This is a genomic window from Chroococcidiopsis sp. (genome assembly GCF_051657925.1).
In the GTDB taxonomy this organism is placed as follows: domain Bacteria; phylum Cyanobacteriota; class Cyanobacteriia; order Cyanobacteriales; family Chroococcidiopsidaceae; genus Chroococcidiopsis.
On sequence record NZ_JBOFLP010000098.1, the window covers coordinates 20,316 to 33,246 of the forward strand.

15 protein-coding genes, 1 tRNA gene and 1 pseudogene are annotated in these 12,931 nt (G+C 45.1%); 3 read left to right on the forward strand and 14 right to left on the reverse strand.

Translation table 11 applies throughout. The annotated features are described in order from the left end of the window. Positions 1 to 3 precede the first annotated feature (3 nt). Complete coding sequence (lepB, locus tag ACRC32_RS07350) at positions 4 to 618, reverse strand: signal peptidase I (RefSeq protein WP_438553351.1); 615 nt, start codon at positions 616 to 618, stop codon at positions 4 to 6. 348 nt (positions 619 to 966) lie between these two features. Here lepB and ACRC32_RS07355 point away from each other — a divergent pair, with 348 nt between their 5' ends. After that, positions 967 to 1,494, forward strand: a complete 528-nt coding sequence (locus ACRC32_RS07355; RefSeq protein ID WP_438553352.1) for a hypothetical protein — start codon at positions 967 to 969, stop codon at positions 1,492 to 1,494. Between the two features lie 89 nt (positions 1,495 to 1,583). Here ACRC32_RS07355 and ACRC32_RS07360 read toward each other — a convergent pair whose 3' ends face one another. Together ACRC32_RS07360 and ACRC32_RS07365 are read right to left on the reverse strand one after the other, a co-directional pair. Next, on the reverse strand, positions 1,584 to 3,512 hold the full coding sequence (locus tag ACRC32_RS07360) for a protein kinase domain-containing protein (RefSeq protein WP_438553353.1): 1,929 nt from the start codon (positions 3,510 to 3,512) through the stop codon (positions 1,584 to 1,586). 35 nt (positions 3,513 to 3,547) lie between these two features. Then, a complete protein-coding gene (locus ACRC32_RS07365; RefSeq protein WP_438553354.1) occupies positions 3,548 to 3,694 on the reverse strand; it encodes a hypothetical protein in 147 nt (48 codons plus the stop codon). Positions 3,695 to 3,765: 71 nt separating this feature from the next. Here ACRC32_RS07365 and ACRC32_RS07370 point away from each other — a divergent pair, with 71 nt between their 5' ends. Continuing rightward, positions 3,766 to 4,404, forward strand: coding sequence for a Uma2 family endonuclease (locus ACRC32_RS07370; RefSeq protein WP_438553355.1), 639 nt, complete (start codon positions 3,766 to 3,768; stop codon positions 4,402 to 4,404). A 252-nt stretch (positions 4,405 to 4,656) separates the two neighbouring features. After that, on the forward strand, positions 4,657 to 5,127 hold the full coding sequence (locus tag ACRC32_RS07375) for a DUF4383 domain-containing protein (RefSeq protein WP_438553364.1): 471 nt from the start codon (positions 4,657 to 4,659) through the stop codon (positions 5,125 to 5,127). 23 nt (positions 5,128 to 5,150) lie between these two features. Here ACRC32_RS07375 and ACRC32_RS07380 read toward each other — a convergent pair whose 3' ends face one another. The 11 genes and pseudogenes from ACRC32_RS07380 to ACRC32_RS07430 all read right to left on the reverse strand — a co-directional run. Then, positions 5,151 to 6,443 (reverse strand): phospholipase D-like domain-containing protein, encoded by a 1,293-nt coding sequence (locus ACRC32_RS07380; RefSeq protein WP_438553356.1) that lies wholly within the window; start codon positions 6,441 to 6,443, stop codon positions 5,151 to 5,153. Between the two features lie 141 nt (positions 6,444 to 6,584). Further along, positions 6,585 to 7,136: an orange carotenoid protein N-terminal domain-containing protein gene (locus ACRC32_RS07385; protein ID WP_438553357.1), complete on the reverse strand. Its 552-nt coding sequence runs from the start codon at positions 7,134 to 7,136 to the stop codon at positions 6,585 to 6,587. 81 nt (positions 7,137 to 7,217) lie between these two features. Then, positions 7,218 to 7,709: an orange carotenoid protein N-terminal domain-containing protein gene (locus ACRC32_RS07390; RefSeq protein ID WP_438553358.1), complete on the reverse strand. Its 492-nt coding sequence runs from the start codon at positions 7,707 to 7,709 to the stop codon at positions 7,218 to 7,220. A 303-nt stretch (positions 7,710 to 8,012) separates the two neighbouring features. After that, complete coding sequence (locus ACRC32_RS07395; protein WP_438553359.1) at positions 8,013 to 9,410, reverse strand: carotenoid oxygenase family protein; 1,398 nt, start codon at positions 9,408 to 9,410, stop codon at positions 8,013 to 8,015. 73 nt (positions 9,411 to 9,483) lie between these two features. Continuing rightward, positions 9,484 to 10,005: a GIY-YIG nuclease family protein gene (locus tag ACRC32_RS07400; RefSeq protein WP_250015796.1), complete on the reverse strand. Its 522-nt coding sequence runs from the start codon at positions 10,003 to 10,005 to the stop codon at positions 9,484 to 9,486. Continuing rightward, positions 10,002 to 10,178 (reverse strand): hypothetical protein, encoded by a 177-nt coding sequence (locus tag ACRC32_RS07405; protein WP_438553360.1) that lies wholly within the window; start codon positions 10,176 to 10,178, stop codon positions 10,002 to 10,004. The genes ACRC32_RS07400 and ACRC32_RS07405 overlap by 4 nt, the downstream gene beginning before the upstream one ends. Before the next feature lie 3 nt (positions 10,179 to 10,181). Next, positions 10,182 to 10,319, reverse strand: a pseudogene (locus tag ACRC32_RS07410) (cyclase family protein); the annotation flags it as partial. 27 nt (positions 10,320 to 10,346) lie between these two features. Continuing rightward, positions 10,347 to 10,418, reverse strand: a tRNA-Cys gene (locus tag ACRC32_RS07415). Positions 10,419 to 10,583: 165 nt separating this feature from the next. Next, positions 10,584 to 10,865, reverse strand: a complete 282-nt coding sequence (locus ACRC32_RS07420) for a hypothetical protein (RefSeq protein WP_438553361.1) — start codon at positions 10,863 to 10,865, stop codon at positions 10,584 to 10,586. A 197-nt stretch (positions 10,866 to 11,062) separates the two neighbouring features. After that, entirely contained in the window at positions 11,063 to 11,272 is a 210-nt protein-coding gene (locus tag ACRC32_RS07425; protein ID WP_438553362.1) for a hypothetical protein, read from the reverse strand. Between the two features lie 1,398 nt (positions 11,273 to 12,670). Further along, the coding region (locus tag ACRC32_RS07430; RefSeq protein ID WP_438553363.1) for a BRO-N domain-containing protein at positions 12,671 to 12,931 on the reverse strand (261 nt) is incomplete at its 5' end.

Genomic DNA, 12,931 nt, shown 5'->3' on the forward strand with positions numbered 1-12,931 from the left:
GCGTTAGCTTGAGATAAATCCCATGCGATCGAAGGGGAAGAAGCGGAATACGGCACGACCGATAATATTTTCTTGGGGTAAAAAGCCCCAAACGTGAGAGTCATTACTATCGTTGCGGTTGTCTCCCATGACGAAGTAAGTTCCTGCTGGAACTTGGACTGAGTTGAGTTGATAAGCAGGCGGTTCGGCAATATAATCTTCCGAGAGCGATCGCCCGTTGAGATAAACTCGACCGTTCTTCACGCTGACGGTATCCCCTGGTTGACCGATAACTCGTTTGATAAAAACTTGGTTTTTGTGATAACCCATGCTTTGCAACTGTGCAGGTGGTTCAAATACTACAATGTCGCCTGTTTCAGCCGGGTGAAACCAATACGAAACTTTTTCGACTACCAAGCGATCGCCTGTATGTAAGGTGGGTATCATCGAATCTGAGGGAATATAGCGTGGTTCCGCGACAAAAATGCGGATTATCAGCGCCATAACTAGAGCGATCGCGACTAGGCGAATGTTTTCCTGCTGCGATCGCCATAGTCGCAGCCATCCAGATGCTTCTGATATTTTTGTTTCTTGAGTTGTCGTTGCTGGATCTGGCGGATTAGTTTTCTGAGATGTCATAAACCATACAGTGAGTTGTGAGCCGTGAGTTGCGGGTAGTTATTAGCTCTTTTTATAAATAACCATAATACCTTTATTGAGTTGGCTAGTTATTATTTATGTAACTTTGTCTGCGAGCAAATTTAAGTAATTTTTTATACTAGGATTCGTTGTTTGTTGTAGTTGAAAAATAGACTTTGATAGTAAAAAGTAATTTTTATTACAGAAATTTTTGTATCGACTACATCGGTAGCCAAAAATACCAAATCTACATTATGGTACAGGTGGCAATAAACTCAGAAATGCCAAGCTGAGCTAAGAATTTCTATATTTCTGGCACGACAGCTAAAGCAAAGGAGACAGTAAAATATGCTCAAACAGTTTTTGACAGGTGGTTCTGTTCTCGCCCTATTGCTTGTAGGCGGTTTCTCAGCTCAAGCAAAGCCACAAACCTCAGTCTTATTACAAGCTCAAACCCAGGAAGTACCTACTACTCCCGATAGTCAAACAACTCCACCCGCAGGGACACTTGAGCCTGGTACAAGCCCAGAAGGAACGACTACACCGGATACAACTACACCGGATACGACTGTACCCGATGCAACTACACCCGATGCAACCACACCGGATGCAATTACACCCGATGCAACTAGCCCCGCGCCAGGTACGAGTCCAGAGGGAACGACTACGCCTGACGTAACTCCTGATGCAGGTACGCCCGAAACCACGAGTCCTGATGCTACGACTAGCCCCGATGCTAGCGATACGTCTACCCCTGAATCGCAAACCTCAACTCCTGGCTCTAACACCGATAGAGCTGGAATATTTTGCGAGTCCAATCAGATCCCAGAACCAACTGGAGGAGGTTCGAGAGAATTTCGTGAATGCCAGCAATAGCAGCGTGCGGTAAGGCTTGTGTCTAGGTATGCAATTGTAAAGGGCAGGAGACAGAAGAAATCTTTTTCAGATTCTGCCTCTTGCTCTCTTTAGCGCTGCAACCAACGCCAGCAAGGAATAAGGATGTAGTGGCTAATCCCCAGACAGCAACTAGAGATCGCGGCGATCGCGCCAAAAAAGGTAGCATACAACTGAAGCTCAAACCAACTTGGTTGCGGACTAAGATGAAAAATTAGGGCTGGGAAAAGATTGAGCCGAATCAGAATAGTAAAGACGATCGCCGTACTAACAGCAGCAACGGTGGCATGAAAAAAGCGATGACGGCGCAAACCCAAGCCGGAGACGAGAAAGGCGATCGCCACGCAGACAGTTGCAGGCAAGCTCCAAATTCCAATGTAAGGCGTAATTAAAGTCCAACACAACCAGCCCAAAACATAACCGCTAGCACCTAATAAAGCAGACATTAAATAGTGTCGTCGTTGGTCAAAAACTCCCAGTGCGGTCAATCCTGCGGCTGTAAATAACCCCGCCGATGCAAACACGATCGATTCTGCTTCTGTGGCAATTTGAGAGTCTGTCATCAGTTGGGGTAGGTATTCTACTAGGAAGCTATTGACTGCGATTCCCAAGGGAGAAAAATAACCAAAGATAAAGCCGATACTAGTTCCGACAACAGCCGCGATCGCGCTCCACACAATTGCTCGGATAGTATCTATTCCAGCGTGTCCTACTTGGGTAGTCAATCGCCATAGAGAACGAGTTATATTTGTTAGGCTTCTAGCGATCTTGGTAACAAATGGTATAGACGCAAAGCGGCTTGTCGATAGTCTGCGCTGGGTTGCTTGTCGTAGAGTATGCGATCCCTGGGGGGCAGTATTGTGAGTTTGAAAGGTTGATGGCGGCGATTGCTTCCTAATGGTTTCAGCGAACAAATTCGTCGTTCGCGCAGCAATCTGATGCATTTGATTCACAAGTTGGGGCGATCGCTGTTTGCTAATTTGCGCTAAGCGGTGAGTTAAGTAGGTAGCTATGAGTTGCGATCGCTTCCAGCCATTCAAACTCAGTTGATGAATTGCTTGATATACAGATGGTTGCGTTTTGGTCGGTGGACTTTGTAATAACCTTTGTTCGATCGCCGTAGCACTAGTTGGGCGCAGGCGGGCATCTTCCTGCACTAATTCATCCAGGAGATCGGCAAATGCTGGGCTAACTTGGACTAAATGTCGCCAACTCAACTCCTTGGTTACGGGATCTTCCAACTCAGAGGGAGGCTGACCAGTGAGTAATTCAATTGTTGTTCTACCCAAAGCATAGAAATCGGCAGCTGGTTCCACATCCCGTCCCGAAGATTGTTCTGGAGGGCTGTAGCCAGGAGAATAGAGTCGAGTTGAGCTATCTGCGGCTGACACGGAATGCTGGCGCGATCGCCTTTTTTTGGCTCCACCAAAATCGATCAATACTAGTCGATTTGTTTCTTGACGTAGCATTAAATTTGAGGGTTTCAGGTCGCGGTGGATGATCTGCCTGCTGTGCAATACCTGTAGAATTTCTAAAGCTTGTCCGAACCAATCTCGAACCATTTCTTCTGGACAACCTCGGTCGTACTTGTCGAGGATAGCCTCTAAAGTCTGACCGTCGATTTTTTCCATGACCAAACAAAATAGATCCCGCTTGGAATTGCTGGCGGGTAGGTGAAAATAGCCGTCTGGCTCGACTCTAGGAACGCCAGGATGGTTGAGGCTGGTTAAGATTGCTGCTTCCTGCTGAAACAATTGTCTTGCTTTAGCGCCATTTTCTAGCAAAATCTTCAACACTCGTTCGGTCTGAGTTTGCAGATCCCAAATGGTGTAAATTACAGAAAATCCACCCGTTCCTAATTTTTTGAGTGGAATATAACGCTCTCGCAACGCGATCGGCGCGCCGCAAGTCGTACAAAACTTGTTTCCCCCTGCTTGGACGTGTGGATGCTGGGGGTCACTAGGATTGATACAGAGAGTAACGCTAGGCTGATAAGGCACAATCAGCTGTGGATGCAGGCTTTATAGATTTTACATTAGTCAGTTATCAGTGAATAGGGAGCGCACGAGCAGGGAGCAGGGAGCGCACGAGCAGGGTGTGGGGTGTAGGGTGTGGGGTGTAGGGTGTAGGGTGTGGGGTGTGGGGTGTAGGGTGTAGTGAGTGGTACGTGGTCACTGGTCACTGGTCACTGGTCACTGGTTACTGAAAAGTGACCAATGCCAAAATAAAGTATCTCCTGCGGAGGGTTGTCCTATGCTTACAGATCGCCAATTGCAAACCTACACGGTTGAAGAGTTTCTAGAACTGGATTTGCCAGAAGACGGGGAGTACGAGCTGATTAATGGGATACTAGTACCGATGGCACAACCTTCTGGAAAGCATGAAAATCTCCGCACTGGGTTATTAGTCTCTCTTAGTTTAGAAAGTATGCGAGCCAATCTAGGATTACTCATTCATCCCCAGCCAGTACTCGCATTAGGCACGAAAGATACACGCAAATCCGACTTAATTGCCGTAGATAGAGACGATTGGAATCGCCAAACCCAAACCCAAGCAGTACTTAAAGAACCTCCTAGCATCGCCATCGAAATTGTTAGTACCAATTGGGAAGATGATTATAGAACTAAACCCCTTTGGTATGCAGCCTTTGGAGTCAAAGAGTTGTGGATTATCGATCCGCTCTTTCATCTCGATAGATATCCAGATAGACGCAATCCCAAAATTTTGCAACCAACAATTTCAATCGGACAGTTATTTGCTTCTGAAAGTATTCTGGTTGAAACCGAATACCGCTTTACGAGTTTTACAGGCAGCGATCGCATCATTTCCCAATTCTTCCCTAATTTAGATTTGACTGTAGAACGAATTATGGATTTTGGTGCGGGAATTTAAAACTGTACGTTTGAGTAATGACAAAACAGCTACCTCTGTAGTCACCATAAGATCGTCTTCCTTTGTGCAGACCTATATTACGATTTTAAAAAGCTTTTTAACTCCGAATTCCGAATTCTCCCATCCCTATCTTTGGATAGAGTGCGATCGCAGTTATCTTAAGGTGAATTAGAGAATATAGAGGTTGACCTTTTCAATAACAAGAATTTGTACTTAGTGACGGGAGAAATAGCGAGTATGGATGCCATGAAAATGGAGAGAACGAACATGGCAGAGCGTTATTGCGCTCTAGTTCTCGGAATGACTTTTTTGATTCTCGGTATTGCTGGCTTTATTCCAGCTTTCGTTCACCTACCTGGAACCAACGCCTCATATGTTCCACCAGATGTTGCAACAGGAGCATATTCTGCCGGATTTGGCTATTTATTTGGGATATTTCCTACCAATTTCTTACACAATTTAGTCCATTGTGCTGTAGGAATTTTTGGTATTGCTTCCTATACCAGTGCTAGTAGTGCGCGTGTATTTAACCGCTTTTTTGCTGTTTCCTACATCTTAATTGCTCTTTTAGGAGTCATTCCTGCGGCCAATACAGTATTTGGGCTAATGCCAATTTTTGGTGGCAACGTTTTGTTGAACGGTTTAACAGCAGTTGCCGCTTTATATTACGGCATCATTCTACCTGCAAAAGTCAACGACGTTGGAGTAGCACGGAATATTTAGTAGAGACACAAAATTTTGTATTTCTACAACTGCGATTCAAAAAAGAGAACAATTTTAGCTAACGCTCTTTGCCATAAAGGGCGTTTTCTCCATTCAGTGAAACTGACTTGTTTAGATTTAGCAAATCCTTGTAAAAATATTTTCTCAACGTGCTTGACTAAGCAAATATCAGAAGTAGAAATATCTAACTCGTCATTATGAAAAAAACTCCGCGGATCGAAATTAGCACTACCAGTACTGAGCCAGCGATTGTCTATCAATAATGCTTTAGCGTGCATCATACTGGGTTGATATTCATAAATTTCTACGCCAGCAGCGAGGAGATTGCGATATTGTTCGCAGGAAGCAAAATAAACAAACCTCTTGTCCGAGCGAATCCCATTCGTGAATATTTTGACATCAACCCCGCGCTTTTTAGCATCGACTAGGGCAATGCGAATATTTTTATCGGCGAGAAAATAGGGGCTGGCAATCCAAACCTGCTGTCTGGCAGCATGAATGCTAACTTGAAATAAAGCTTTAACTGATGCAGAACGATAGGAAGGATCGTCGCCTGCGGTAACGAGAATTGTCGGGTTGCTCGACGTTCCAAGCTGGGAAACTGTAGTCGATAAGTCAGCAGTACCATGCACGTAAGTCCAGTGTTGCATGAACATACCTTCTAACACAGCGACAACTTCGCCTTCTAGCCGCGTTTCAAAGTCGTACCAAGGATGAGTTCCTCGAATATTATCTCTGCCATCCCAGTAATCGGAGACACCTGCACCACCAATTAAGGCAAATTCGCCATCAATAATTAATAGCTTGCGGTGACTGCGGGCAAAATAATCAATGGGCGATCGCCAGTTAAAATCATTGAAGAACCTGACTTCGACTCCAGCAGCCTTTAGTCGTCTCCAGTAACGCTGCGGTAAAGTTTTGACCCCATACTTATCAACAATGACTTGTACCTTAACACCTGCTTGGGCTTTTTCGGCGATCGCGGCGGCGAAATCGTTCGCCCTGCGCCCGGGAGTCATGAAAAATGTCTCGAAGTGAATCTTATGTTTGGCACTACGGATGGCTTCTAGTCGTGCAGCGTTAATTTGTTCTGCTTCCAGCCAAAAATCTGTCGAGCGTCCGCTGGTAACGACAGAGTTAGATAAGCTAGCTAGGGCGAGGGAAAAGCGTGCATCTTGAGGCGCGGGAACATGTTTGACTTTGTATTCAATGCGATCGCGAAATGTGCCTCGAAAATATAGAATTACGAAGACACCGATAATGGCGGTTAAACAGCCACCACCAATCCACCATAATAGCGGGAAAAGTTGGGTCATTGGTCATTGGTCATTGGTGCGTGGTGCGTGGTGAGTGGTGCGTGAAACAGTTTTACAAATATGATGCTCATAAAAAAATGCTATCAGACTTAGCCTGGTAGCACTGAGGATTATCTAGCTGTATCTGATTTGAGCGATCGCTTATTCCGCATTCTTGGGCGGTTCTGTGATGTTGGAACTCAACTCTTCCATACCTTTGACTACGAAATTAGCCATTTGCTCTTGCCCCATAGATTTGAGGGAATTGAAGACTTGCATTGCTTCCGCCGAGGGGCTGTAGTCGCTGGGAATGGCAACAATTCCACTACCTAATTTTTGCGCCAAAAGATACCAAACTGCCAACTTAGATTCAGGATTTAGCTTGCCATACTCCCCTACAGGAACTTCTGTTTTCCCTTGTAGTAATTCAGGCAGTGCCTTAGCAGGATTAGGATCGAGCATAGTTTCGTTTTGATCCGTTTTGTTGGCTGGCAACAAGTCGCGTAGAGCATTTATTTGCTCTTCAGAAGACATTTTTTGTACGCTTCCGACGATGCTTTGAACATCACTAGAGCTTGTTGGTAAACTATCTGCTGGAATCGAACCAGAAATTTCTTTGTAGATTAAAGCCATTACTCCTAGCTGGTCGTCGATATCTAGGCTCGTAAATTGTTTTGCTAGTGGCTTGAGATCGTTAACATTTGTAGATGCCATGTTTACCTCTTTGCTGTTAATTTTGATTTGTAATTTCGTTCCAGAATCTTCTGAGGCGCGAAATTTCGCGCCCCCTTATCTCTATACTTCTGCACCTTGCTTAGGTTCAGCGCCCATCGGCGATACATAGTCGCGAAATAGAGTAATTTGTTGCTCGAAATCCATCCCTTCGAGCTGGTTTAATATCCCTTTTGATTCACTGGAAAGCTCGTAGTTTGGAGGCATAGGGCTGATGACATTGCTATCCATTCCTTGAGCCAGACGATACCAAAACAGTAGTTTAGTAGTATCGCTCATCGAGCCATACATCCGCGTGTACTCGTTATCAGCCTTATTAATTAAGTCCCGTTGGAATTGTAGTTGTTCTTCGTGAGACTTTTCTTTAATTTGGTTAAATAAACCTTCGGCTATATCAGCAGATGCAGTGCTAGCTCCTGGCGCGGCTGGGGTGACAGAGTCACCCATTTTCTTGTAAATGAAGTAGAACAAAGCTAATTGATCGTCTACATTTAATTTTTGAATTGAAGCAACAAATTGACTGAGATTCTGGTCGTTGCTTTGAGTAAATGTCATATTAACTCCTTCTTAACTTCTTCGGTTAAATTTATCTTTGCCGTCAGCAGATTATGACTAACCTTTTGAACAGTAACAAAGATTTTTAACTTGTTTAAACCTACTGAAGATAGAAGTAGAAAACCTGACTACAGGCAGAGGAAAAATCAAATCTATCGAGAGTTAGGCAGTCGATCTCCTCCCAACTCCTTTTTGAAGGTAGGATGATTTTATACAAGAGAGGACAAAACCCCCTTTTTAAGGGGGCTGGGAGATCGGCAAGATCTTGTCATTCCTAATTGAGATCTATTTAGATTTGCCCTACTATACGGAAGCATCCAACTGCTGTTGAGATACCCAAGTTCCGTGAAAGCCATAAGGTACGCGCTGAGGAATTAATACCCGCGCCACAGGATCGCTACTCAAATCTTGGGCATTTAACACCAATAATTCAGAAGTTCCTGCATCAGTATCGTAGACAAAGGTAATTAACCACCCATCATCTTCTACAGTTGCATCAGGACGAGGAACGAATACAGCCTCACCACCATAGCGTCCCTTACCGTACTCGTAGGTTTGAGAATAACCTGCTTGAAGGTCGTATTTGATCGAACCATCAAATAAAGGCAAGGGCGTAGAGGATGCTTTCGCCACGTAACCGTAGCGGTTTTTGCGTCCTAACACATTTTCATTGATGCGGGGAAACTCCCCTGGCGTGTCATCTAGCATTTCTTCCCGCACATTTCCAGTTTTGAGATTGAACCGCCAACTGTGCAAGCGAGGAATATCACCATCAGGATCGCGTTGTTCTGGCTGCGTCACGAACACATTTGTAGAACTCATGCGACAGGCAATTAGCACTACTTCGTCTCCCTCCTCGTAAGCGTTGAAGGTATGGAAAACATAACAAGAAGGAGATTCAAACCAACGAATATTGCTGTTATCGCCGTGACGGGGGAGAATACCAAAACGGCTGGGGCGATCGCGTTCAAACATTAACCCAGGTTCGCCACGCTGCATCCGTGCGGGGTTAAAAGTCATCGGCAGATCCATAAATATCGTGTAATTGGCAGTGATGGCAAAGTCGTGCATCATCACCCCCATCGGCAATTCTATCGGTATCGTTCGCAATAACTCACCTTGTGGAGAAACAATACTGTATTTGACAAACGGCGGAGCAAACGAGTAACCAAAAAACATCATCTCGCCCGTCACCGGATCGACTTTAGGATGGGCAGTAAAAGCAGAAGCTAACTTACCGTTATAGGTATATTCGCCCTTCGTCTCTAACTGGGGAACCGCGATCGCGTGGGGCGCACCTCCTTCCCAAGTGGCTAGCAGTTGTCCTGCGTGCCACACCAAGGCAGTATTCGCGGTGTTTTTGTAGCCGCCGTCGCTGTCCGGTTGAGATGGTTCCAATAAGCCACTCCAAACGGCTTTACCCGCTTTTTGCTCAATTTCAAAGCCTCGCGTTCTGACATAGCGGTTGCGATAGCTGGCTTTGCCATGACGAATTTGGACTCCGTGCAACATCCCATCTCCATCAAACCAGTGATACTGTCCGATGGGTGTCCACTGAGGATTGGGACCATTGCGCACGAACATCCCCGATAAATCGGTAGGGAGTTCGCCAATAACTTTGAGCGGATCGGAAGTAATCTCTTCACGCACGGGCGCAAAGTTACCTTCAAGAAAGGGATTAACTGCTGTTGTTGTTTCCATTCTGTCTGTTCTGCATATGCCATCGCACTTTTTTCAATATAGGCGCGATCGCGGCGATCGGCTATGCGAACAATTACTTCAAGTCTAATAATCCCTGTTCTTTGAGCTTAGGATTAAACCGTAATTGCATTTGCAAACCGCGAGTTTGTAATTGGGATAAAATCTCTGCTTCAACTCGTCTTGCCGCAGTTTTTAAAATTTTTATTTGAGCCAATTCATCACCATCTGCTAAACTTTTTTGTTCTTCAGATGTCAGCGATAATTTAGCATCAATTGGTTGAGTCCATTCTGCTTCTTGTGCGCCATTTCCAGGGGGAAACGATTCATTTTCCTCAATCCACTCCTGGCGAATATTTTCCAAGACTGAGCGACTGGGACGGTCTATAGTTTCTACCTTCAGCCAATAACATTTTTGCGGTTGGCGGACGAGATGCTGTTGCAAACTGAGATAAACATCGCGAGAATATCCTATATATTGCAGCACTTTGTCCGAGTCAAAAATTGCATAGACTCCTACTTTACCTTGGTACTGTGCTGGTAATTGACCGTCTGTATCAATATATGGAATTGCTTCTAAATCTGTGAGAGGGGTCATTGGTAGTTGGTAGTTGGTAGTTGGTTGTTGACGGTTGACAGTTGCTCTTTCTCCCTCAGCTGGGCGACTCCCTCAGCACTCTTCCCCCTACTCCCTGCTCCCTGCTCCCTCAACCTCAGCTGGGCGACTCCCTCAGCACTCTTCCCCCTGCTCCCTGCTCCCTGCTCCCTCAACCTTTACTTTCTCACTCGCACGCCTAGCTTTTCATCCCACTGTAACGGTTTGCTGGCTCCAGGTAAAGGAGCTTCTGGAACTTGCCCGACAGATATGCCATATTTCCAATCTGGCGGACAAATGGCAATGTAGCGGGCATAGAACGCTTTTATAGGCTGGACTCCTTAAGGCGACACCCAGATTCGAACTGGGGGATAAAGGTTTTGCAGACCTCTGCCTTACCACTTGGCTATGTCGCCGAACGTAGACTTTTGAGTTACTGGTTCTTGCTACTCCCGTGTCCCGTATCCACTCCGTATCCAGTATGGGCATAGAAACACAGGGGCAGCATATCCCGCTTATCTAGGATATCACCAGAGAGCTTGTAAGGACAAGGTGTTTATAGGATATAGCTAAAGAAAAGTTTAGCCAAAGAAAAAGAAGTCAGTATCTAAGCTATCAAAAGTTAGCGGCTCAGCACCCAGGACATCAAAAACATCCATATCTCTATCCCCGGTAAACCCTAAGACATAAAGTAGTTTTCCACGCCTAGTAGGTTCAACGCCATCTACCGCAACCGCTAGAACTTCAAGGGCAAACTCTTGAGGGACGCGCCGTAAAGCAGTAAGGGCTTGGGCTATGTTGTTCTTCTGAAGTGCTTTTGTCACAGTGGATGCTACAGAGTTCAGGTCTTGTTGTTTAGCCATAAGGAAAGCTCTACCGTGAGTGGTTGTAGAGCTTTGGGTAACTTATATGTGAAGAGTTGTTAACTACGGGAACTTTTATGTAAAAGCTTCAGAAGTTTCAACTAAGAAAAACTCTCCCTTTTTCAAGAGAGAGCTGTGAGCCATAAAACGTGGAGAAAAACTTTTTAAACTTTTAAAACTCTTAAACTCTTAAACTTCTAAAACTGTTGTTCCTTTCCTAAAACTTCTGGCATATAAACTAAGGCGTGACCTCTTAGATAAAACAGTCTTTCTTGTGCATCATAAAGGGCTACTTCAAGCTTAGCGTTCCTGCGCTCAAGGGCTTGGAGTTGCATAACTGTTTCCTGTACTTCCTTCCGCGTTTCATCTAACAGTTGTTCTAGTTGTGCTTTAGTCACGCTTGCCATAACCCACCTACTCTTAGCTCTCTTGTCTTGACATATCTGTAGGTAACAAGGACTAAAACGCTGAAACCCTTATGACTGCGTTAGCTGCTATGATATATAAGGAAGTTTCATAGGAAAGACACAGGAGATAGCTTGTAGTTATGACGCTGCTTTTCTTTACGAGAGCGAACGACGCAGCTAAGGGCGCGGCAAAGGACTAGAGCTTTACTTCATAGATAAGCAACCATAGTCTATAAGCCTATATATCCCGTGTTCTAAAAAAAGTTTTCATGAGACTTTCTTATAGAAGCTGAAACCCTTATACTATAAAACTAGAAGGTAGAAAACCTCACAAGTTCCTCACAACTGGTACTTATACTGTGGGTAGGTAGGACGTGAACTACAGAAGTATCAAACACCAGGGATATCAAACTAAAGAGTTGGTTGAGTTGGTTTGACAAAACCAACAGCGTCAGTAGCCCTGCTAGTGAAGCGCCTCAAAGCGCGGAACGTCCGTAAAGCGGTCAACCAAACTCCTCAAAAGACTTAAGGCTAACTCTGTCCATATAACCTCAAGATATAAAACCTATAGTTACCAAGGGTCTTCAGCAAAGACGCGCTTGCATACGATAACTAAAGTAGCAAGCTTGCTTTGCCTCAGACAGTGTGAACTACTGAGTTTTTAACACGGGAAGAAAAGAGAAGAGTTAGGAGTGATCTGTTGTTTTATAAGAAGGGGCGCTCCGCGCAGTAACCTACTAAGGCTGCGGCTGTTAACCACTATGGTTACTTTCCATACGAGAGCTATCGACGTAACCTTCCGCCGCCACTAAAAACTAAAGCTATCTCCCGTGTTAAAACCTGTAGGCTATCTTTCCCATAGATGGCGTAGATACTACATACATCACCTTCAACCGCGCTTCACAGCAGTTACCTCTTGACGCGCTCCCTTCTGTTAGATATCCCCGTGTCCCTCCTTCTTAGCCCGTCCGCCGCAGAGCAAGGAACATCACAGCAGTTATCGCTATGTTCCGCAGCTTTGCAAGGACAACTAAGGACTGTACCTAGCAGCGCAACATCTCTTGGTAGGGATATCAGCAGTGCTGACACCCTTTCTTGGTGGGGATGTCCATACTATGGACACCCTTTAAGTCAAGTCTTTTAGCTCTCTACGCGCTTCACAGCAGTTACCTCTTGACGCGCACCCTTGTAGAGTAAAGCGTCAGGGGTCACCGTCCGCAGATGAGTGAGGCTTGCTGTATCAGCTACATGATGCAAGCTGAAACTTATCAAGGACTTTTATATCCCTACTACTAACCAACTGCACAAAACCCTTTCCTGCGCTTTACTACAACGACCCTTGACGCGCTTCCCTCTTGAGATATATCCCGTGTTATCCACAGCAAGTTATACATAACATCACCACAAGTTAGACACAGCATCACCAACCAACCGCTTATGCCAGTCCTCAAGGACACCACACTTAGATAACAACGCTAGAGACTTCTCAAAGAACTCTAGCTGTTGAGATGGTGTCATAGCAGCAGCTATGTTTTCTGCTGTTGCATCAGGTTTGATATAGGCTTTGTTCTTGCGGATGGATGGTAAGACTTCAGTAGTTACCCACTGACGGAACTTGATAGCTTCAGGTTTACGTGACTTGAAGATGGCGTGATATAA

Bases quoted from the DNA above. Each gene is read 5' to 3' on its own strand.
- lepB (WP_438553351.1), bottom strand. From the start codon at position 618: ATGACATCTCAGAAAACTAATCCGCCAGATCCAGCAACGACAACTCAA.
- ACRC32_RS07355 (WP_438553352.1), top strand. From the start codon at position 967: ATGCTCAAACAGTTTTTGACAGGTGGTTCTGTTCTCGCCCTATTGCTT.
- ACRC32_RS07370 (WP_438553355.1), top strand. From the start codon at position 3,766: ATGCTTACAGATCGCCAATTGCAAACCTACACGGTTGAAGAGTTTCTA.
- ACRC32_RS07375 (WP_438553364.1), top strand. From the start codon at position 4,657: ATGGAGAGAACGAACATGGCAGAGCGTTATTGCGCTCTAGTTCTCGGA.
- ACRC32_RS07380 (WP_438553356.1), bottom strand. From the start codon at position 6,443: ATGACCCAACTTTTCCCGCTATTATGGTGGATTGGTGGTGGCTGTTTA.
- ACRC32_RS07385 (WP_438553357.1), bottom strand. From the start codon at position 7,136: ATGGCATCTACAAATGTTAACGATCTCAAGCCACTAGCAAAACAATTT.
- ACRC32_RS07390 (WP_438553358.1), bottom strand. From the start codon at position 7,709: ATGACATTTACTCAAAGCAACGACCAGAATCTCAGTCAATTTGTTGCT.
- ACRC32_RS07395 (WP_438553359.1), bottom strand. From the start codon at position 9,410: ATGGAAACAACAACAGCAGTTAATCCCTTTCTTGAAGGTAACTTTGCG.
- ACRC32_RS07400 (WP_250015796.1), bottom strand. From the start codon at position 10,005: ATGACCCCTCTCACAGATTTAGAAGCAATTCCATATATTGATACAGAC.
- ACRC32_RS07420 (WP_438553361.1), bottom strand. From the start codon at position 10,865: ATGGCTAAACAACAAGACCTGAACTCTGTAGCATCCACTGTGACAAAA.
- ACRC32_RS07425 (WP_438553362.1), bottom strand. From the start codon at position 11,272: ATGGCAAGCGTGACTAAAGCACAACTAGAACAACTGTTAGATGAAACG.